Here is a 19481-nt window from a genome sequence, read left to right on the forward strand (position 1 = left end):
TTGACGGACAGGCAGCATTTTCTGGAACGTAAGGCTTGGTCAGTCCGCCACCCGTCCCCTATCGAAGCATCGCTTTGAACGTGCTGCTCGCCGAGGCTCCCGCATAGGCGTCGCGCGCGAGCTGTCCCAGGATCTCGGCCGCTTTGTCGGTTGCCCGATCGAGCGCAAGTTCCTTCTGCTGCTGGAGCGAAGGCACCCTATCGATGCGGACGTAGCTCGAGCCCAGGACGGACTGCACGAGGTCGAGCGACAGGCTCTCCTGCGCCTTCATCGTCCTCGACACGAGCTCGTCTTTTGCGATCAGCATCACACCGCCGCGGCGCCTGGGCGCACGCGGCACATCCCATCGCAGCTCTCCTGCGGTCCCGACGCTGATGAGGTCGATTTCCTGGGGCGTGCGCCCATAGCGCCCAAGCGCCCGCATCAGGGCGATACTATCCGGAGCGTTCGCGATCAGTCCGCCGTCGACATAGGAATGCCCGTCGATCACATGGTCGGGGAAATAGGTTGGCGCCGCGGAGGTGGCGAGGGCAATGTCCCGTAGCGAGGTTCCTTCGAGCTTCGGTGACATGCCAGTGGTTTCGTATATTGCCGGCGCCCAGGCGCCGAAATCGACCGCGGTCACGATCAGGGGTGTCTTCAGGCCGGACAGGGGCGTCTTTCCCGCTTCGCCAAGAACGGCGTCGATCGTCTGCGCGAGGCCAGCCGCGTCATAGCGCGAGCGCGCCAGCCCCCAGCGACCGAGTAAACCCCGCTTCGGGAAGATCGCCTGGCCGTGCTTCTCAAACGCGGCGCCGATCACGGCTGGGCGAATGCCTTGGGCCAGGCCGATGGCCACGATGCCGCCGATCGAAGTGCCGGCGATGATATCGAAATGGTCTTTGATCGGCTTTCCGATCGTCCGCTCGATCTGTTCGAGGATCCGAACGGTAAAGAGGCCACGATACCCACCTCCGGTCAGCGCCAGAATGCGGAACCGTTTGGCCGGCTGCGCGCGCGCACCTTCCCTGATCCCGACGTCGCTCTCGGTCATATCAAGGGTTCACCACCGTCAGCCCGCTGACGCCGCTATGGTAGGGCTGCGGATAGTCGACGAAGACAAGATTGGTAGCGAGAGCCGAGGCAACGACCATCGTCGTCGCCTCGCTGACCGGGATCACGGCACCGGCCGGGTTGGTGGCGATCAGCTTCTGAGCCCGCAGACCAGGCCACAGCATGGCGGCCTTTTCGTCGAACGGCACGATATTATCGAAGCTGCGCACCATGCCGACATAGCCGCGCAGCGCATCGCGGTGGCCTTGGCGTTCACCCGCCGGGCTTTGCTCGATGGCCAGCAGCGCCTGCCCGAGGGAAACCGCGCTCAGGTGGATCTCTCGGGCAGGCAGCGCATCGATCGAGGCCGGCGCCTGACCCGTGATCCGGTCAAGCAGGCATTGGGTCGAAAGAAGATACATGGCCGCTTAGGCGCTGGCCTGCTGCCAGGAAGCTTCTCCGGATCGGACAGTGAATTCCTGGCTGCTGTCGTCGTCGCTCTCGACATGGACGAGCTTTCCGCGTGACGGCTGGAACTGCGTGGCGGCAAGAAATTCTCCGGCGGAAATACCGCCAGCGGCTGCCTTAATGACATTCGCCAAAGCCGCAACCGAGAGGATCACGGTCTGCTCTCCCTTGTCTTTGCCGACAAGCTGAACCGATCCGTCACGCGCACGCGCAAGCAGCTTGGTGAAGCTGTCACGCGCGGCGCGAATGGTGATAGTGGCCATCGGAGCCCGACCTTCGAGCAGTTTGCCGAGTTCAACCTCTAGCTGATGCTCTGGAAGGGAGCAGATCCTCTCGATTCCGGCTAGAAGCTGCACGTCCATACCAACCAACCTTCGCTGCCAATGACGATGGTTATAGGGCGTGGCCACAAAATGTCAATGATTGTGGCCACGGGGCAGATGCATCGATCAATGACGGCTGCGTCACTTTACCCTTCAGGTACCGGTCGGGTAAAGTGACACGGATGGCAAAACGTCTTTCGGTCGTTTCTGTGAGCGATTGGGGGATTCACAAGAGTCGTGCTTTGTGCTTGATTCGTTCCATGCTTCAGTTCGATCTCTTCGCGCCATCGATCCCAACCCCGGCGCCAGCACCAGTAGTTGGCCTGCCGGATATCGTGCGCATCATCGCGGAGCACTCGGGTCGGCCGCGCTACACCTTCATGGTGCTCGATCTCATCGCCAGGGCCGCCCGGACGAACGGGGAGGCGGGGCCTCTGGTTCGAGAAGGCGAGGTTCTGGTGCCCATCCGCGAATGGCTGGCCGCGGCGATTGCGCCGAGCGGCGCGCGTCACCACCAGCGCCGGGCCACCGCCGATAAGGTCCGGGCTGCGCTCGCAGCCAAAGGAGAATTGCCGGGCGATCCGGTGGAGGCCGCGCGCCGCGTCGACGCGGAACTCAGCGAGCGCATCCGCGAAACCGGCATGACGGCGATCAGCCGGGCGGTGTCGGAGTTGGTGAAGGCAGGACTGATCAGACGGCATTACCAGGGCTTTTTCGTGGACCATGAGAACCGCGGTGCGCAGCGTCATGCGGTCTATACGGTCACGGATGCGGTCCGCGCCGCGCTTCAGCCGAGCATCGTGACCAGCGAAAACCGGCGGCAGCCTTATGTACGAGGCGCACACGCTCAGCCTCGAGCGGCTGCGGCGCGGTAGGATCGCAGCTTCACATTTCTCGGCGACGATCGGTTCCTGCTGGTCTCTCCAAGCGCATTCAATGGGCTTGGCGTGTGCACGACCCAGCTCCACAACGAGCCCGTGGTCTATAATCGCAAACGCCATGGCCGGTTCAAACTGGATGGCCGGATGTACGATTTCCGGATGCGGCCGTCGGTGCCCAGGCGGCTGTCCAAGGAAGTCCTGCTTGTCGACCTCCTCCATAACATCGACAGGCTGCCCGAGGACAAGGTGGCCATCCTGCCGCGTGCGCTTGCCAAGGCAGGGGAGATGAATAGCGCGCAGCTCGCGCGTGCGGTGAAGGAATACGGTTCGGCTCGTGCCGAACGGCTCCTCGCGCCCGTGCTGCGACCGTCTTAATCGGAAAGTGAAGCCCCTAAAATTCGGTGCGTAATCGCCTGCGCCTCTGCGACCAGATGGCTGTTCTTTTCCCTGTACAGCAGCTGGCCAATCACCGTCTCGACAGCCTTCGGGTTGACCTTCTCGACGACTTCCAGCGCCTTGCGGCATCGCTCATGGCCGCATTCACGCAATGCTGACACGACATAGTCGTCACCATGGTGCTCGGCGATGGCAGCAAGATCGAACATGTCGCGTGGCTGCAAGTTCCAGCCCCGGAAGTAAACTTTCTTCGCTGCAATCTCGGCCGGAGTTTCAAGGTCGACCGTCCGCCCCCTCACATCGTGGCGCTCACTGGAAACATCGAGGATGGCGGACGAACAAATGAAGTCGATCTCACCCAGTTCGTCAAAGGCGAGTTTGAGCGCCTGCGTCCCGTCGCTCTTATATTCGTCCGGCCGACGGGTCATTGCGAAATCCTGGATCTCTGGATTGAGAAAAGGCAGGATTTGCGGATCATCAAGGAAGATATCGATGTCGTGGCTTTCACGATGATCGATCTGGAGCATGAGCGCCGTCCCGCCGCCGAAGCTCCACGAGGGCACGAAGCCGACGTTCTCCTCGAATTGGGCGAAGATTTCCATCGCAAGATCGAACAGGACCGGCCACTGGCTTGGGCCGCGCTCGACCATGCGTTACGCCGCCAGCGGGAGCGCGTAGCCCGAGAGGTGGGAGAACTGGTCGGCGACCGCGCAGACCTTGTCGGCGTCGACACCCATTTCCTCGACGAACTGCAGCTGCAGAGCCGGGCTTACTTCCGAGAAGAAGGAAAACACGGGCGCGTTGAAATCGCTCGCGCTCTTTGGGTCGGCGATCAGCGCAGCGAGTTGATGCGCGGAAAGGTTCGCCCCATAAGGAGCGTTCACCGTCGCCAACACCAAGCTTACCGCCTTTGCCATTTCTAACCTGTACCATGATCTCGTGGATCGTTCAGCGCATATAGCGCTTCGGCGTTATCAAAACAAGAACGGCGCCAATCCGCTATCCGGCCAGGCGGGATGTGCAAGGCCGATTCTCCGCGTAAACCGCCCTCCCCGCGTGATTTTCTCACTTACCATAATGGGAGATTATGGTAAGTACAGGGCTGCTGGAACGGCAGGGAAGGGCAAATTTTGCGGATGATGACGAACGGGGAAAAACCATGCGGCACAGATGTGTCGCGCCTTGTGCCGCATGTTTTGAGCAGAACGCCGCCGCTCGCCTCAGTCAGCGCCGATCTCGGGAACCTCGAACAGTTCGATTGCGAAATCGGCGATCTGGTCGGCGGCAAGATGCATCATGGCGATCGGCGCGCTGTCCATGTCGACCCGCTCGATCTTGTCGTCCGTCATCCGGACAATGAAGCGATCGCACTGCTCGAGCACCACCATGCGGATTCCGTCGTCATCGTCGAGCGTCAGGCGCCGGATGCTGCCTTCATAGGCGACCCAGGCACCGTTGTGGCCGCTCGTCGTGCGCACATAACCGACCGCGACATGGCCACCGGCCTCGACCTTCTCGACGATCGGCAGGAGCCATCCGAAGCGCAAGGGCGCGGTTCGGGTCGTAATCGGCTTGGCGCGCGCCATTCTCTCGCAGACCCAGCCGGTCCCAAAGGAAAGCGCCAGGCAGAACAGCAGTTCCAGTTCGATTGCGAGCGCGGAAAGCCCCGATGGGACCTGGCCGGACAGAAGTGCCTTGTAGGGATTGGGATCATAGGGAAGCGAGATCAGCGGCTTCCACGCCGCTATCGCTTCGTTGAAGGCAAAAATTCCCGCCCCGGCGGTGTGCGCAGCGAGCGCCAGCAGCACAATCAGGAAAATGGTGAGATTGGAATTGGGCCGGTCGGGCCGCGGCGACACAAAATCACTCGCCTCGCCAATACGAAGACCGAAATAACCCGCAAACCCGGGAAGCAGAAGAACCAGAGCGCCAAGCAGCGCGTAGCCGAATGTCATTCGAGATCAGGCCGTCTTGGCGAGCTTCTTGGCCTTTTCAGCACGAATCTTCGCCCGATCGATGACATAGACGCCATCGCGCTGGACGGCCGCCTCGCGTGCCTTCTTCCAGCTGCCGAAGGTTTCGCGGACCTCCCGGCCAAGGGCCAGAGCTTTTGCCGAGTTGAGCTGCATCATATCCTCCGGGAAGACATATAGCGAACGATGACCGAGAGTTCCACCAAATCCTCCCCCATGGAAATCATCGTCGTCAGGACGAACGACACTGCTCTGCCGACACGATCGCGCAAGACAGACGCCGAATCCGTCGATGTGCGGCTGCTGCGCACGATCGGGGAAATCATTCCGACCGATCTACCGCCGATCAGTCAGCTCGGTCTCGAGACGACCCTGGCGGCGATGGCCGACGCGACGAAGGCGGCGATAGCCGCCGATCTCGACTGCTGGCGCGACTGGTGCGGTGAAGAAGGCCGCAGGCCATTGCCAGCCGATCCCGAAGATATGGTGCGCTATGTAAACGCGCTGGACGCCAAAGGCAGGAAGCCCGCGACGCTGGCGCGGCGCATCGCCAGCATCGCCTCGGTCCACCGCATGCTGGGCTTGGCCTCGCCCGCCGCGCCGACCGACGCCCCGATGGTTCGCGCCGCGCTGAAGGCCATCCGCCGGCAGAGAGGCGCACTTCAGCGTCAGGCTGCGCCTCTGCGGTTAGGCAAGGCGCTGGATCACCACGCCGCCAAAGGCTTCACCCTGGCTGCGCTACTCGAAGCGTGTGGCGGCGATCTTCAGGGGTTACGGGACGCGGCGTTGCTTTCGCTCGGCTATGACGCAGGGCTCCGGGTCAGCGAGCTCACTAGGGTTGAAGCCACGCATATCGATGCGCAGGACGACGGCTCGGCGACCTTGTTCATCCCCTTCTCCAAAACCGACCAGGAGCAGGAAGGCGCGTGGGCGTGGCTGTCGGCCGAGACGATGCGCAGGGTCGCCTTGTGGCAGGCCGAAAGCGCGATCGAGGACGGGCTGCTGTTTCGCAGGGTTGGTGTCTATCGCCGGCGCGCGCGCGGCTCCGATCCGGAAACGGCACTGGCCCGAACGACCTACACCATCGGCAAGGAGGCCCTCAGTCGGCAGGGGGTCAATGGGATCTACAGGCGCGTGGCGAGTGCCGCCTACGAAATGGGGCTGGTCAACCTGAGCGCCAGCAAGCTGGCCGATGCGGTTCAGGCGCTGTCCACACATTCGCTGCGCGTTGGCCTGACCCAGGACCTCTTCGCCGCCGGAGAGGACGGAGCCGGCATTGCGCAGGCGCTGCGATGGAGTTCACCGACAACCGCGCTACGTTACGGTAGAAAGCTCGCGGTGCGAAGCAATGTCGCCGCACGGGTTCTTTCAAGAGTACGTAGCTGACCTTGACGCCTCGCCGCTCGTGGTTCGGCAGCAGAAGGAGGCATGATCTCTCCCAAATATGGAAGATAGCCTAAATATGGACTGCGCGCCCGAAGGCAGCAAGCACGCTTTCATGCATCGTTTCGGAAATGGTCGGATGCGGAAAAACCGTTTCCATCAGCTCCGCCTCGGTTGTTTCCAGTGTACGACCGATGGTGAAGCCGTGGATCATTTCGGTCACCTCCGGGCCGACCATGTGTGCGCCCAGCAGCTCGCCAGTTTGGGCATCAAATACCGTCTTGACGAAGCCTTCTGGCTCGCCGAGCGCGATAGCCTTGCCATTGCCGATGAAGGGAAAGGTGCCAATCCTCACTTCGTGACCTGCTTCCCTCGCATTTGTTTCGGTGAGGCCGACACTAGCGATCTGCGGGTGGCAATAGGTGCAGCCGGGAATGTTCCTGGGGTCCATTGCGTGCGGATGCTGACCCGCTATGGTTTCTGCCGCGATAACACCTTCATGGCTGGCCTTGTGCGCTAGCCAAGGCGGCGCCGTGGCGTCTCCGATCGCCCAGATTCCCTCGACATTGGTGCGGCATGCGCCATCGGTAACAATGTGGCCACGCTCCGTTTTCACACCCAGTGCCTCAAGCCCAACGGTTTCGGTGTTTGGGACGATCCCGATTGCCACGATGACATGGCTGTATTCGTCCGAAACAAGTTTGCCATCCCGGGCTTTGATCGCGACTGTTACGCCGGTGGCACCGATATCGAGCTTTTGGACACCTGCACCCGTCAAGATCTTCATGCCCTGCTTCACCAACGCTTTTTCCAGGAAGGTCGAGACATCTGCATCCTCGACCGGAACGATCCTGTCCAGCATCTCGACGACTGTCACTTCCGCGCCCATGTCGTTGTAAAAGCTGGCGAACTCGATGCCGATCGCGCCCGAGCCGATAACAAGCAGCTTGTTCGGCATTTCCGGCGGGTTCATCGCGTGGCGATAGGTCCAGACGCGCTTTCCATCGGCTTTCGGGAACGGCAGATCGCGAGCACGCGCGCCCGTGGCGATGATAATATTCTTCGCGGTCAACTCACTGGTCTTACCATCCGGCGCTGTGACAGAAAGCCTCCCTTTGCCGGTGAGCTTCCCCTCACCCATATAAACGGCGATCCCGTTCTTCTTCATCAGGTGCGAGACACCCTGATTAAGCTGCCTGGCAACGCCGCGTGAGCGCTTCACCACTGCATCCAGATCGGCGGTTATCTTCTCCGCGACCAGGCCATAATCCTTGGCATGCCGCATGTAGCGAAAAACCTCCGCCGAGCGCAGCAACGCCTTGGTGGGTATGCAACCCCAGTTGAGGCAGACACCGCCTAGATTCTCGCGCTCGACAATCGCCGTGTTCAACTTGAGCTGAGCGGCGCGGATCGCGGCGACATAGCCGCCGGGGCCTGAGCCAAGGACAATCACGTCGTAACTATCAGCCATGTTCGGAAATTCCTTGAGATTCAGGCCAACAGTGTCAGCGGCTTCTCAACGATGCGCTTGAAAGCGGCCATCAGTTGCGCACCGTCCGCCCCATCGATCGCGCGGTGATCGAAGCTGCCGGTTACCGACATCACCGTGGCAACGGTCAGCGCATTGTTCACTACATAAGGCCGCTTTTCGCCCGCGCCGATCGCCATGATCATGGCCTGGGGCGGGTTAATGACAGCCTCGAACTGCTTGATGCCGAACATGCCCATGTTCGACAGGCTGGCGGTGCCGCCCTGATATTCATGCGGCTGCAATTTACCGTTGCGCGCGCGCTCCGCCCTATCCTTCATCTCGCTGGAGATTGCGGCAACGCCCTTGGCGTTCGCGCCCGCGATGATCGGCGTGATCAGGCCGCCGGGGATCGATACCGCCACCGAAATATCGACGCGGCTGAACCGCAGCAGATTGTCGCCGGCAAACTGCACATTGCAGCTGGGCACTTCGATAAGGGCGGCCGCCAAGGCCTTGACCAGCAGATCGTTGACCGAGAGCTTGACACCGCGTTCGGCAAGCCCGTCGTTGAGATCGGCCCGAAGCTTCAGCAATGGATCGAGGTGGATATCGGCCGTGAGGTAGATGTGCGGAACCTGCTGCTTCGATTCGGTGAGCCGTCGGGCAATGACTTTCCGCATGTTTGACAGCTTGACGACTTCGTGTGGAATGTCGGGTTCGATCGACGGTACTGCGGCGGCAAACGCCGCGGGGACCCCCGGAGCGACGGCCGGCATCGAGGCAGGCGTCGCGCCATCAATGTCAACCTTGACGATGCGGCCATTAGGCCCGGAGCCTCTTATCGTAGAAAGATCGATGGCGCTTGCCTCCGCCAGACGACGGGCAAGCGGGCTGGCCTTGATACGGCTGGCACCAATTGCGGGTGCGGCTGACGACGCGACAGGAACAGCGGCGGGAATGGATGTAGCGACCTTGTCGGCAATCTCGGGGGCCGGCAGAAGCGCGGGAACAGCCCCTTCCCCGATAGCGGTGATATCCTCGCCTTCGGCGGCAAGCATGGCGACGACGGTCCCGACCTTCACGCCTTCTGTACCTTCGGGGATGAGGATTTTCGCGATAATGCCTTCGTCCACCGCCTCGAATTCCATCGTCGCCTTGTCGGTTTCGATTTCGGCCAGCAGGTCGCCAGACTTCACCACATCGCCCTCCTTCACCAGCCATTTGGCGAGCGAACCCTCCTCCATCGTGGGAGACAACGCGGGCATCTTGAGTTCAATCGGCATTTTCGAAACTCCGCAGGCGTCAGCGATAACGGACGCGCTTGACCGCCGCGACCACGTCATCCGCCTTGATGAGCGCGGCCTTTTCCAGATTCGCGGCATACGGCAGCGGCACGTCCTTGTTGGTGACGCGGAGCACCGGGGCGTCGAGGTCGTCGAAGCCTTCCTGCATGGCGATGGCGATGATCTCCGAGGAGATGGAGCAGACCGGCCAGCCTTCCTCCACCACCACCATCCTGTTGGTCTTGGCGAGCGACTTCAGCACGGTTTCCTTATCGAGCGGGCGGAGCGTGCGCAGGTCGATCACCTCCGCGTCAACACCTTCATCTGCCAGCTTGTCGGCGGCTTCCAGCGCGACACCGACACCAATGGAGTAGCTCACCAGGGTCACGTCACGCCCCGCGCGGGCGATGCGGGCCTTGCCAATCGGCAGGACATGATCGTCCAGCTTCGGCACGTCGAAGCTCTGGCCGTAGAGCAACTCGTTTTCCAGGAACACGACCGGATCGGGCGAGCGGATCGCGGCCTTCAGCAGCCCCTTGGCGTCGGCGGCCGAGTAAGGCGCGATCACGATCAGGCCAGGAACGGCAGCATACCAGGGCCCGTAATTCTGGCTGTGCTGGGCGCCGACGCGGCTGGCGGCGCCGTTGGGGCCGCGGAACACCACCGGGCAGCGCATCTGGCCGCCGGACATATAGTTGGTCTTGGCCGCCGAGTTGATGATGTGGTCGATCGCCTGCATGGCGAAGTTGAAGGTCATAAACTCGACGATCGGCTTCAAGCCGCCCATCGCCGCGCCTGTGCCTATGCCGGCAAAACCATACTCGGTGATCGGGGTGTCGATGACGCGGCGATCGCCGAACTCTTCCAGCAGGCCCTGCGTCACCTTGTAGGCGCCCTGATATTGCGCCACTTCCTCGCCCATCACGAAGACGCGGTCGTCGGCGCGCATCTCCTCGGCCATGGCGTCGCGCAACGCCTCGCGCACCGTGGTCTTCACGATCTCGGTGCCGGCGGGAATATCGGGATCGGCAACCGCCGCGCGGGGCGCAGGCGCCGCAACCGGCTGCGGGGCCGGCTCCGCCGCCTTGGGCGCGGGTGCCTCGACCTTGGGAGCGGGGGCGGCGGCTTGGACCGTCACGGCGCTTTCACCCTCGCCAGCGATCAGCGCGATCACCGCGCCCACTTTCACGCCGTCGGTGCCTTCAGGAATGACGATCTTGGCGATGATGCCCTCGTCCACTGCCTCGAATTCCATCGTCGCCTTGTCGGTCTCGATCTCCGCGAGGATGTCGCCGGATTTCACCGCATCGCCTTCCTTGACGAGCCACTTTGCGAGCGTACCCTCCTCCATGGTGGGAGAAAGCGCCGGCATCTTCAGTTCAATCGCCATCAATATTGCCCCACCAGCACATCGGTATAGAGTTCGGCAAGCTCGGGCTCCGGGGCCTGCTCGGCGAAGTCGGCGGCTTCCTGAACGATCTGGCGGATCTCCTTCTCCAGCGCCTTCAACTCATCCTCGGTGACGCCGGCCGCCTCCAACTCCTGCTTGAGATGCTCGATGGCATCGGACTTGTCGCGGACCGCCTGCACTTCCTCGCGCGAGCGGTACTTGGCCGGATCGGACATGGAATGGCCCCGATAGCGGTAGGTCTTCAATTCCAGGAGGATCGGCCCCTTGCCGGACAGCACCCACTGCCGGGCTTCCTCAGCAGCGCCACGGACAGCGAGCACGTCCATGCCGTCCACCTGGATGCCGGGGATGCGGAAGCTCTCGCCGCGCCGATAGAGTTGGTCCTCGGCCGACGCGCGGTTGACGCTGGTTCCCATGGCGTACTGGTTGTTCTCGATCACGAAAATCACCGGCAGCTTCCACAGCTCCGCCATGTTGAAGCTTTCGTAGACCTGTCCCTGATTGGCCGCGCCGTCGCCGAAATAGGTGAGGCAGACGCCGCCATCATCCGCATATTTATGCTTGAAGGCTAGGCCCGTGCCCAGCCCCACCTGCGCGCCGACGATGCCGTGGCCGCCATAGAAGCCATGATCGACCGAGAACATGTGCATCGACCCGCCCTTGCCGCGTGAAATGCCCGCAGCGCGGCCGGTCAGCTCTGCCATGATGACCTTGGGATCGATCCCGTAGGCCAGCATGTGGCCGTGGTCGCGATAGCCGGTGATGACGCTGTCCTTGCCCACCCTCATAGCCGATTGCAGGCCGACGGCGACGGCCTCCTGCCCGATATAAAGATGGCAGAAGCCGCCGATCATGCCGAAGCCGTAAAGCTGGCCGGCCTTTTCCTCGAAACGGCGGATCAGCAGCATCTGGCGGTAGAGTTCCAGCATCTCCGCATTGGTCGCCTGATAGCGGACGGGCTCGGCCGGACGTTCGCGATTGGAGGCGGATCCAGATGAAACCGAAGCCCGCCTTGCCGGCCCGGCTCGGCTCTCTGCCTTCACATGCTGCTCTTTGGCCACGAACCCTTCCCTTCCCCTGCCTGCTGCGCTTTCGGGGTCTGGCCATGAGATAAATGTCACATCAGTTCAAATCATAGTTCATTCGATGTATGTATAACCAATGGTGATGAATCGGATCGCGCTCTACCATCTGGAAACCCTGCTTTGGATCAACCGCCTTGGCTCGTTCAGCGCGGCAGCGAATCGCCTCAACACCACGCAACCGGGCATTTCCGCGCGAATACGCGAACTTGAGAATCACCTGGGAATTCCGTTGTTCGCGCGACAAGGGCGTAACATGATCCTGTCTGTCCAGGGCCGTGAACTGGTGCGCCGATGCGAGCAGGTGTGGCCGTCGCTTCAACAGGCCCTGCTCAATCCGGTGGACCTCAGCAGCGTGGCCGGCATCGTCCGTATCGGATCGGGTGAAATTGCGGCCGCCAGTTGCCTGTCCGCTTTCGTGAATGCGATCCGTCAGGAGATGCCAGGGCTTTCACTGGAGATCGAAATCGACCTGACATCGAAACTGATCGATGGACTTCTAAGTGGCGCGGCCGATCTGGTTTTCGCGATCGGTCCCGTTGAAATGCCCGGCATCAAGACGCGGCGGATCGGCGAGGTCGAGTTGATATGGCTCGCGTCTCCCAGCCTCGCGAACATGCTGGAGCAGCGACTCGTGCCCCCAAAAGACCTGCTGTTCTGGTCATTGGCACGAAGCTCCCCCATGCATGCGATCATGCATGATGCCTTGGGTGGACTGGGATATCATGACGGGAAGATAAACACCTGCAACGACCTGCATTCTCTGATCGATATCATCGTGTCCAGCGGCGGCGTAAGCTTGTTTCCTCTCAACATGGTGGGAGAGAAGATATCTAGTGGCGAGATCGTTCGCGTTTTCGATCAGTCACCGCCTCCTATTCTGTTGCAGGCAGCGATCCGATCTGCTGAGAAGGACCCGATCATTCTTCATATCTTCGAAATTGCCCATGCGCTGAAAACCGAAGAGGTATCGGCGCCCGCCGCTCGATAGGACCGGGTCTTCGGCCGCGCTTCCGCATGATCGTTCGTTACAGGGGCGCTGGACCGCGCCAGTTGGGCCGTGTCGGCAATGTGCCGTTCGGACGCCTGTGCAGGTCGATGCCATTGCCCCGTTGTCTGGTGAACACCATCAGCGGCACGACGGCGTCATAGGTCGTTGACGAACCGAAAAAGTCCACCGGGCCGTGCCAACGCTGCCCTTCCGCCACTTTCATCCGATAGGTTCCAGGTGGAACCGCGATTATCGCCCGATCGTTCTTGCGGACATAGACCGAGATCACATGCCGCCCGCTTTGAGGGTCGAAGAGCTGAACGACGGCGTTCGCATCGGAGGTCGTGACTGCCATCCGCGATGTCGCCCCGGCCGGATCCAATGCGGGGTTGACCGTCACGCTGCCCGTTTCGGGGAAGGGTAATCCGGGTTCACTATCCGCCAGCCAGCCTTCCCGCTTCAGCGAATGCCACACCGGGATAGCGATGAGAAACAGGCTCAACGCGAGCGACATCCAGCGCAGCATCCCGCCGGCATTACCGCGCGATCCCCTCAACCGGCCGCGCTGATAATCGAAACCGCGGTTGACGGGATCGAACCAGGCGCCCTCGACGCGCCCGGCCCGATCGTTCCATCGGGTTCCCTTCGCGCGCGCGCGATAGCGCTCGCGCATATAGTCGCGATCTTTGAGCCCCATGCCGGTTATCCCTGATATGCGGCGCTCGCCGCACCGTCGCGAAGGTCACCCACGAAACCGAGCACCGTCTGTACCGTGGGGCTTGCACCAGCGGGGATCCGCAATGTGTGATAGCCGGCCCGGGCGGTCATCGCGTCACGCTCCCGATCCTTGCCGGGATCGTGCGAACGATCGTCGATCTCGATCAAGGCGACCACCCTTCCCGTCGTGGGATCCTCGACCACAAAGTCGATGATCTTTCGCTGGAAGCGATTCCAGTCCGCTGGGGTCGGCCGCCGGCCCGGCACCGATGGAACCTTGAGGAGGGCTCCCATCGAGACCTGGGCATGGAGGCGGTACATGGGCAGGATGTGCTCGAGCGCGGCCAGCATGGCTTGCTCGCGCTGCGTCATGAATGGCCGCGCCACTGGGTCGAGCGGTTTCTGTGGAGTGAAGCCTCGGGACATTTTCGACCAGCCAAGCGCGACGATGACGCCCACCAGCAGAAGCGAGGCGAGAAATTCAAATGTGCTCATTGTAGCCCTCCGTTCAGCCCCAGCCGTCCCGGCGACCTTCGCCATTGTCGCGCAGCTTACGGCCATCGAGGGCCGACCGGCGGATGTTGAGTTCGACCTCCTCACCCTTGCGGGTCAGCTGGACATCACGCGGATCGATGTTGTTGCGCTTCGCATAGTCTTCGGCTGCCCGTTCGCTCCCGAACTTGCCAGCCTCATCGAATTCCCAACCCATCGTTCGTCTCCTTCTCTTCGCCGCAGGCACCACGCCGGCGACTTCTCCATTCACAAGTCGAGCCCGAGGCTGCGCTCGGGCAGCGGTGGCAGCGGATCGCCGCGATCGGGTTTCAGATCGGGCGGCGCTTGTGGGGCCTTCGCGGCCGGCGCAGATGCCGCGCCATCGGGCAGAGGCGGCAGATCGCTTGGAACGGGAGCAAGATCGGACAGGTTGACGCCGTCGATCGGACCGGGATCGAACTTCTCGCGGGGTTGCGCGCCCGGCCCCTTCCTGCCGTCGATATCGAGGCGGCCGAGCGTCTCGAGCGAGGAGGTCTTGTTGCCGGGATTCATGTCGAGCTGCCGCGCGAGCTTCTCCTTGTCGTCCACGACCATTGTCAGCTCGTCGCGCACGCGCGTGACCCCGACGTTGAAGAGGCGCTGGTTCGAGAGGTTGCGCTCATGCGACGACATGACGGTGATCGCCTTGTCGGTGGTGATCCCCTGGGCCATGTGCATATTAAGGCTATAAGCAAGGTCGAGCCGAGATAGCATCGGGTCACCGAGGCTGAGCGTGAGGAGCACCTTGTCCGCAGTCTCAACCTTCACGCCATCGGCATCGACGCCCACAACGCGCGCAAGCGCGGCATTGTGCAGGCCGCGCTGCTTGTCGTTGGCCGTCCAGCGGATGCGGTCCCCTTCGCGCAGCTGAAGGTCCTTCTTTTCAGAAAGCTGCAGGCGATCGCGCTGCTCGGTCGGCGACAGCTTCTGGGGATCGAAGCGTATCCTGCGCCGACCGTCCGACAGTTCGACCTTCCCGTTGGCGTGGACCTTGAGGACGTCGTAGCGTCCCGCCTTGATCCCGACGTCCTGCGCGCCGCCGCGGCCGACCTCGAGCGTCTGGCCCTGACGGTAGGTCGAGGCATAGCGCAGCTCCTCGCGCGTGGTGTTGACCCGCTCAAAGACAGTGAGATGGATCGCCTGGCCCTTGACGCTCCCTTCCGCGATCAGGCCATCTTGGATGCGCTGGTTGATGACGGCGCGCGCGTCGCGGCCCGAAGCGAAGACAGCGGTCGCCTCCCGTTCGCCAGGGGAGAGCTCGAGCCACATGTCGGCCGCAGCGGCGGCCGGCTCCCCCGCCTCGACGACACGGTCCCCCAGCACTTTCAGCGCCGCGCCGGCCTTGCCGATATTGGCGAGCGCCGCGACGGTGCGCAGTTGGTCGGTGCGTTGGCGGATATTCTGATCCATCCGCGCCATCGTGCCGCCGCCCGCCTGGATCATGGCGAAGGCCTTGCCCGCGTCGATCGAAGAGAGCTGCTGCCGGTCACCGACCAGAACGAGCTTGTCGACGCCCAAGGCTGCTGTGATCTGGTGGAGCTTGAGCATTTCGTTCGACGACACCATCGAGGTTTCGTCGACGAGAAGCATGGTACCGGCGAGCTTCTCGCGCGCAGCCTCATATCCCAGCGTGTCACGCTCGGTCACGAACCGCTCGTTGGCGAGCACGAAGGAAGCGATCGTCTGGGCCTTGATGCCCGCCCCTTCGGCGAGGTCCGCGACCATCTTGTTCTGGAAGGCAAGTCCGGTGATCCGGGCGCCCTCCTCCTCGGCGACCCGCGCGACCGCCTGGAGCATGGTGGACTTGCCCGTGCCGGCGGCGCCCTGCACCGAGACGGTACGATCGGCGGATGACAGGATCATCGTCGCGGCGGCGAGCTGCCCAGGATTGAGCGGCCGTTCGGCGGCATCCTGCAATCGCTGCGGCGCATCGGCGGCCGCCACAATTGGCTCGGACTTCCCTTTCCCCTCCTCGACGGCGGCAAGAATCTTCTCTTCGGTCCGCAGCGCCTCCTGCGTGGTCACCATGCGGCCAGTCCGGTCCGCGGCTGTCGCGACGCCCGGGATGAGCTGACGGTTCTGCACGAGCCGGTCGATCCGCCTCTCGATCAGGTCGACGGTGACGCCCTTGAGACCGAGATCGAGCGCGGTCTTGCCGAGCAGATTGACGGGCCATGCGGCCTCACGTTCGGAGAGGATCCGGACGGCGGACGCGACCGCGAGCTGCGCGCGCGCTTCCGCTGGCGACTTGACCGCGCGGGCGAGCGCATTGTCCACTAAAGGGTCCTGGGGGCGGAGCAGCGCACCCAGCGTCTGGCGGGCACCAGTTACGGCATCGACAATGGCGCGGTAGCCGCGCTCGAGAGCATTTTCCGAAGACGCCATCCCGGCGCGCGCCTCGGCTGCTGCCCGCAGGTCCTTGCCGTCGAAGCCGTGGGCAGCGGCCTGGTCGATCCAGCCCTGCTTCAGCGCGGCGCGGTCCTCGACGTCGAGCTTGGGATCGCGCGAGCGTTTGGTGATTTCGCGCAGGCCCTCCGGCGACTTGATGCCGAGCCGCGTTGCGTGATCGAGGATCTCCTCGCGGCGCTGGCTGAATTCGCCGATGACCGCCTTGGGAACGCCGGCAATCTCAAAGGTGCCATGCTTGCCCTTGAGGTCCACCTGATAGCCGATCCGCTCGAGCCCGGCGCGCAGGAAAGCATGGTAGATCGAGCCGATGATGCTGTTGTGGCTCCAGAGTTTGTCGGCGTGGAGTGCCTGCCATTTGCCATCGGGCATGCGGGTGAGGTTGGCGATGACGGCGTGGATGTGGGCCTGCGGATCGAGCGCCCGGCTCGTGTCGTGCTGGAAGAGCGCGTAGACGAGATTGCCCGTCTGGACCGGGACCTTGCGCCCCTCGATGTCGCGACGCCCTTCCGCGAGGTTCTTCTCGACCCAGGCCATGGTCGCCTTGACCGCGGCCATATTGGCGTCAAGCACGCGCTTGTCGCCGGCGACATAGGCCATGACCGAAGCCGACTTCGGCATGGAGAAGGTGAGGTCGTAGCCGGCGCGCCGGTTCTCGACCTGGGCGACCGCTTCGCCGCTTGGGAGGATACCGTTCAGCACGCCCTCGAAGGCGTCCTTCGAGACTTCTCCGGACAGGCCGATCGCCTCGGCGCCCTCCCCTCCCCAGGCGCTGATCTCGGACGAGCCCTCGACCGTGTAATAGTCGTCCTTCGCGAAATAGTTCGCGGCACCGGAAGCGGAGCGGACGCCGGCGACCGAGAGCATCAGATGCCCATGTCCATGCCGTCATCCTCGCGGCCGGTGGAGAAGTCGTGGCGCAGCTCGATCAGGGTCTGGTCCTCGACCTGTGGGCTCGTCTCCCCGTGCCGGTGGCCATCACGACGATCGTCCCGGTCGCGCGCGGAAACCGGCTGTTCCTCGCCGCTGGCGCGCGCCGCCTGCGCCCTGTCCGCGCTATGCGTGCCAGGCGTCGCCTGTTCGTCCCGGTCGTCCGCCCGCTGCGCCGCGCGGCGGGCGGCATCGTCCTCCTCCTCGACCTCGGCCGACAGGATCCGTGCGGCGAGATCGCGGGCGAGATTGGTGATCTCGGCCACTTCCTCCACGACCTGCAACGAGCCGTCGCGCCCGCCCGCCTCCCCTGCCCCGTCTTCCTCGAACACCTCCTCTCCGCGCCTTGAGCGTACCGGCCCGACATCGGGCCGTTGGACGAAGCCCTGGGCGACCTGGGGATAGTCCTTCCACTCGAGCAGGATGCGCGCGGCGGGGAAGCCGTCGGGGAATTTCACGAAGCCGTGCATCGAGGGCAGGTTGGTGATGTCATCGGCGATGACGAGTGGTTCGACCTGCTTGCGCGGGGTCAGGGTCGAAGCGTCGCGGGTGTTATTGTAGCCGTAGCTATAGGCCTCATCCATCTGGCGAACCTCGCGGTTGCCGATGTAGCGCGCGCACTGCTCGGCCGTGTCGAGATCGGCCGTCGCGAGGATGAGCTTGGAGCGGGCGAGCGAGGCGAGATTGCGTGCCCCTTGCTCGCCATAGACTTCGACCAGCTTCTCGAAGCTGTGGATGCCCAGGATCATCGCGCCGCCAAACGCGCGCGCCGTCTGGAGACCATTCTCGATCGCCGGAAGGCGATGCAGTGCGCCAAGCTCGTCGAACATGAACCAGGTGCGCAAGCTGCGGGTGCGCGGCAGCGTCATCAGCCGGTTGATCGCGAGATCCATCCACAGCGTGAGCAGCGCCCGGTTCATCGGCAGATCGACATAGTTCGACGTCACGAACAGGATCGATCCGGGCTTCTTGTCCCGCGTGATCCAGTCGCGGATCGAGAAGGATTCGCCCTCGTCGGGAAGGAAGCGAAGGACCTGCGCATTGGTGTTGAAGACGGCGCGGATCGATTCCGCCATGCGGGCCGCTTCGGGGGCAGTGAGCGGGTCGGCGATGGTGTTGGCGAGGAAGCGGTGGACGCGCTTCAGGTCGGCCGTCATCAGGTTCTCGGACAGCGCCAGATTGCTGGTCTGCCCCCGCTCCATCAGGCGAATGCACATCTCGATGAAGAGGGTGCGCGCTGCGAGCGCCCAGAAGGGTTCGGACGAACCGCCATCCGAAGGGATTAGCGCCGCCGCGGCGGCCGTGAATTCGCTGTGGGTGCGGCAATCGTTGAAGATCGACCAGGCCGGGCAGCGCGCGTCCATGGGATTGAGGATCGTGTCGCGTGTGGGATCGTAGAAGGCTTCGACATAGGCGCCGGTGAGATCGAAGATGACGGCCGTGTCCTGGCGCTCGCGCATCTGGGTGACGAGGCTTCTGAGCTCGGTCGTCTTGCCTGATCCGGTGGTGCCGATGAGCATCGCATGGGATTGTTCGGTGCGGTGCGGAAAGGGGATGCCCGCGAGCGTGTAGGGATGATGGATGCCGGCTTCCTTGCGCGCTCGGAACGGGAGCGCGAGAACCTGCCGCGAGGACAGGCCGGGGAAGAGGTCGGCCGCCTCCTCTTCGAACTTCACCCGGTTATGCTCGTTGATCTCCACCAGAAGCACGCTGCGATCAACCAGCATGGCGCCGCGTTCATGCCGTTCCTGAAGGATCGAACGGCCGCGCCGATGCGAGATGTCGACGAACCAGATGGCGGCCGGAATGGTGATGAAGACCGAGATCAGGAAAGCGCCGATGAGGCCCCGCATCGCGACGGCCCAGGCTGTGATGACCTCGGGAATATAGGGCACCGCTTTCATCACGGTGCGCATGAGGTCGCCGTTCGGCAGCGTGACGTTGACGCGCTTGTTCGGATTGAGGTCGATCCAGTTCCAGAGGGTCGCATAGACCTTCATGCAGACGAGCTGGAAACCATGCTCGTCGAGCTTGAGCGACATGATGATGAACCAGGCGGCGAGAAAGGCGAAGAACCAGAGGATGAAGGGCAGCTTGGCGCCCGAGAACCACATCAGCATCTCATGGGTGTCAATCGGCGTGCAAACGGGACCCCCTATCGGCGCGCAAAAGGGACCCCCTTTCACGATGGCGCAAGGTTGAT

General features: G+C 63.0%; 20 protein-coding genes. 4 read left to right on the top strand and 16 right to left on the bottom strand.

Features of this window, described 5'->3' with window-relative positions:
- Positions 1-58: 58 nt before the first annotated feature.
- The 3 genes from AC3WLD_RS18015 to AC3WLD_RS18025 are packed head-to-tail and all read right to left on the bottom strand — an operon-like array spanning position 59 to position 1763.
- Positions 59-1033: a CBASS cGAMP-activated phospholipase gene (locus AC3WLD_RS18015; RefSeq protein WP_011950413.1), complete on the bottom strand. Its 975-nt coding sequence runs from the start codon at positions 1031-1033 to the stop codon at positions 59-61.
- Between the two features lies 1 nt (position 1034).
- Positions 1035-1454, bottom strand: a complete 420-nt coding sequence (locus tag AC3WLD_RS18020; RefSeq protein WP_011950414.1) for a PIN domain-containing protein — start codon at positions 1452-1454, stop codon at positions 1035-1037.
- A gap of 6 nt (positions 1455-1460) precedes the next feature.
- Positions 1461-1763 (bottom strand): hypothetical protein, encoded by a 303-nt coding sequence (locus AC3WLD_RS18025; RefSeq protein ID WP_156842021.1) that lies wholly within the window; start codon positions 1761-1763, stop codon positions 1461-1463.
- 320 nt (positions 1764-2083) lie between these two features.
- Here AC3WLD_RS18025 and AC3WLD_RS18030 point away from each other — a divergent pair, with 320 nt between their 5' ends.
- Both AC3WLD_RS18030 and AC3WLD_RS18035 read left to right on the top strand, forming a co-directional pair.
- Complete coding sequence (locus AC3WLD_RS18030) at positions 2084-2698, top strand: hypothetical protein (RefSeq protein ID WP_017184756.1); 615 nt, start codon at positions 2084-2086, stop codon at positions 2696-2698.
- Between the two features lie 102 nt (positions 2699-2800).
- Positions 2801-3079 carry a hypothetical protein gene (locus tag AC3WLD_RS18035; RefSeq protein ID WP_226952285.1) on the top strand — a complete coding sequence of 93 codons (279 nt, stop codon included), beginning with the start codon at positions 2801-2803 and terminating at the stop codon, positions 3077-3079.
- Here the strand turns inward: AC3WLD_RS18035 and AC3WLD_RS18040 are convergent.
- The 4 genes from AC3WLD_RS18040 to AC3WLD_RS18055 form a co-directional block, all read right to left on the bottom strand.
- Complete coding sequence (locus tag AC3WLD_RS18040) at positions 3076-3750, bottom strand: nucleotidyl transferase AbiEii/AbiGii toxin family protein (protein ID WP_011950417.1); 675 nt, start codon at positions 3748-3750, stop codon at positions 3076-3078. The genes AC3WLD_RS18035 and AC3WLD_RS18040 overlap by 4 nt on opposite strands.
- Positions 3751-3753: 3 nt before the next feature.
- Positions 3754-3984 (bottom strand): hypothetical protein, encoded by a 231-nt coding sequence (locus AC3WLD_RS18045; protein WP_230960703.1) that lies wholly within the window; start codon positions 3982-3984, stop codon positions 3754-3756.
- Between the two features lie 336 nt (positions 3985-4320).
- Positions 4321-5055, bottom strand: coding sequence for a hypothetical protein (locus AC3WLD_RS18050; protein ID WP_011950419.1), 735 nt, complete (start codon positions 5053-5055; stop codon positions 4321-4323).
- Between the two features lie 6 nt (positions 5056-5061).
- A complete protein-coding gene (locus tag AC3WLD_RS18055; protein ID WP_017184755.1) occupies positions 5062-5232 on the bottom strand; it encodes a hypothetical protein in 171 nt (56 codons plus the stop codon).
- 27 nt (positions 5233-5259) lie between these two features.
- Between AC3WLD_RS18055 and AC3WLD_RS18060 the strand changes: the two genes are divergently transcribed.
- On the top strand, positions 5260-6459 hold the full coding sequence (locus AC3WLD_RS18060; protein ID WP_011950420.1) for a tyrosine-type recombinase/integrase: 1200 nt from the start codon (positions 5260-5262) through the stop codon (positions 6457-6459).
- Between the two features lie 70 nt (positions 6460-6529).
- Here AC3WLD_RS18060 and lpdA read toward each other — a convergent pair whose 3' ends face one another.
- From lpdA to pdhA, 4 genes are read right to left on the bottom strand one after another with little or no spacing between them, the layout of a single operon-like run.
- Positions 6530-7927: a dihydrolipoyl dehydrogenase gene (gene lpdA, locus AC3WLD_RS18065; RefSeq protein ID WP_011950421.1), complete on the bottom strand. Its 1398-nt coding sequence runs from the start codon at positions 7925-7927 to the stop codon at positions 6530-6532.
- Between the two features lie 20 nt (positions 7928-7947).
- Entirely contained in the window at positions 7948-9210 is a 1263-nt protein-coding gene (locus tag AC3WLD_RS18070) for a pyruvate dehydrogenase complex dihydrolipoamide acetyltransferase (RefSeq protein ID WP_011950422.1), read from the bottom strand.
- A 19-nt stretch (positions 9211-9229) separates the two neighbouring features.
- The gene (locus AC3WLD_RS18075) at positions 9230-10600 is read right to left on the bottom strand and encodes a pyruvate dehydrogenase complex E1 component subunit beta (RefSeq protein WP_011950423.1); all 1371 of its coding nucleotides are present in this window, start codon (positions 10598-10600) and stop codon (positions 9230-9232) included.
- Positions 10600-11682, bottom strand: coding sequence for a pyruvate dehydrogenase (acetyl-transferring) E1 component subunit alpha (pdhA, locus tag AC3WLD_RS18080; protein ID WP_011950424.1), 1083 nt, complete (start codon positions 11680-11682; stop codon positions 10600-10602). Before pdhA ends, AC3WLD_RS18075 begins: the two co-directional genes overlap by 1 nt.
- 100 nt (positions 11683-11782) lie before the next feature.
- Here pdhA and AC3WLD_RS18085 point away from each other — a divergent pair, with 100 nt between their 5' ends.
- Complete coding sequence (locus tag AC3WLD_RS18085; protein ID WP_011950425.1) at positions 11783-12694, top strand: LysR family transcriptional regulator; 912 nt, start codon at positions 11783-11785, stop codon at positions 12692-12694.
- Between the two features lie 37 nt (positions 12695-12731).
- On the opposite strand, the gene AC3WLD_RS18090 is transcribed toward AC3WLD_RS18085, so the two are convergent.
- Genes AC3WLD_RS18090 through AC3WLD_RS18110 form a run of 5 tightly spaced genes read right to left on the bottom strand, consistent with a single transcriptional unit; the run spans position 12732 to position 19398 of the window.
- Positions 12732-13391, bottom strand: coding sequence for a hypothetical protein (locus AC3WLD_RS18090; protein ID WP_011950426.1), 660 nt, complete (start codon positions 13389-13391; stop codon positions 12732-12734).
- Positions 13392-13396: 5 nt separating this feature from the next.
- The gene (locus tag AC3WLD_RS18095; RefSeq protein WP_011950427.1) at positions 13397-13906 is read right to left on the bottom strand and encodes a DUF2726 domain-containing protein; all 510 of its coding nucleotides are present in this window, start codon (positions 13904-13906) and stop codon (positions 13397-13399) included.
- 13 nt (positions 13907-13919) lie between these two features.
- Entirely contained in the window at positions 13920-14120 is a 201-nt protein-coding gene (locus AC3WLD_RS18100; RefSeq protein ID WP_011950428.1) for a hypothetical protein, read from the bottom strand.
- Positions 14121-14170: 50 nt separating this feature from the next.
- Complete coding sequence (gene mobF, locus AC3WLD_RS18105) at positions 14171-17215, bottom strand: MobF family relaxase (protein WP_011950429.1); 3045 nt, start codon at positions 17213-17215, stop codon at positions 14171-14173.
- A complete protein-coding gene (locus AC3WLD_RS18110; protein ID WP_492558329.1) occupies positions 17215-19398 on the bottom strand; it encodes a type IV secretion system DNA-binding domain-containing protein in 2184 nt (727 codons plus the stop codon). Before AC3WLD_RS18110 ends, mobF begins: the two co-directional genes overlap by 1 nt.
- Between the last annotated feature and the right edge of the window lie 83 nt (positions 19399-19481).

The organism is Novosphingobium sp. FW305-C-111 (assembly GCF_058783565.1).

Coding starts and splice junctions, on each gene's coding strand:
- AC3WLD_RS18015 (WP_011950413.1), bottom strand. CDS start 1,033: ATGACCGAGAGCGACGTCGGGATCAGGGAAGGTGCGCGCGCGCAGCCG.
- AC3WLD_RS18020 (WP_011950414.1), bottom strand. CDS start 1,454: ATGTATCTTCTTTCGACCCAATGCCTGCTTGACCGGATCACGGGTCAG.
- AC3WLD_RS18025 (WP_156842021.1), bottom strand. CDS start 1,763: ATGGCCACTATCACCATTCGCGCCGCGCGTGACAGCTTCACCAAGCTG.
- AC3WLD_RS18030 (WP_017184756.1), top strand. CDS start 2,084: ATGCTTCAGTTCGATCTCTTCGCGCCATCGATCCCAACCCCGGCGCCA.
- AC3WLD_RS18040 (WP_011950417.1), bottom strand. CDS start 3,750: ATGGTCGAGCGCGGCCCAAGCCAGTGGCCGGTCCTGTTCGATCTTGCG.
- AC3WLD_RS18050 (WP_011950419.1), bottom strand. CDS start 5,055: ATGACATTCGGCTACGCGCTGCTTGGCGCTCTGGTTCTTCTGCTTCCC.
- AC3WLD_RS18055 (WP_017184755.1), bottom strand. CDS start 5,232: ATGATGCAGCTCAACTCGGCAAAAGCTCTGGCCCTTGGCCGGGAGGTC.
- AC3WLD_RS18060 (WP_011950420.1), top strand. CDS start 5,260: ATGACCGAGAGTTCCACCAAATCCTCCCCCATGGAAATCATCGTCGTC.
- lpdA (WP_011950421.1), bottom strand. CDS start 7,927: ATGGCTGATAGTTACGACGTGATTGTCCTTGGCTCAGGCCCCGGCGGC.
- AC3WLD_RS18070 (WP_011950422.1), bottom strand. CDS start 9,210: ATGCCGATTGAACTCAAGATGCCCGCGTTGTCTCCCACGATGGAGGAG.
- AC3WLD_RS18075 (WP_011950423.1), bottom strand. CDS start 10,600: ATGGCGATTGAACTGAAGATGCCGGCGCTTTCTCCCACCATGGAGGAG.
- AC3WLD_RS18085 (WP_011950425.1), top strand. CDS start 11,783: ATGGTGATGAATCGGATCGCGCTCTACCATCTGGAAACCCTGCTTTGG.
- AC3WLD_RS18090 (WP_011950426.1), bottom strand. CDS start 13,391: ATGGGGCTCAAAGATCGCGACTATATGCGCGAGCGCTATCGCGCGCGC.
- AC3WLD_RS18095 (WP_011950427.1), bottom strand. CDS start 13,906: ATGAGCACATTTGAATTTCTCGCCTCGCTTCTGCTGGTGGGCGTCATC.
- AC3WLD_RS18100 (WP_011950428.1), bottom strand. CDS start 14,120: ATGGGTTGGGAATTCGATGAGGCTGGCAAGTTCGGGAGCGAACGGGCA.
- mobF (WP_011950429.1), bottom strand. CDS start 17,215: ATGCTCTCGGTCGCCGGCGTCCGCTCCGCTTCCGGTGCCGCGAACTAT.
- AC3WLD_RS18110 (WP_492558329.1), bottom strand. CDS start 19,398: ATGCTGATGTGGTTCTCGGGCGCCAAGCTGCCCTTCATCCTCTGGTTC.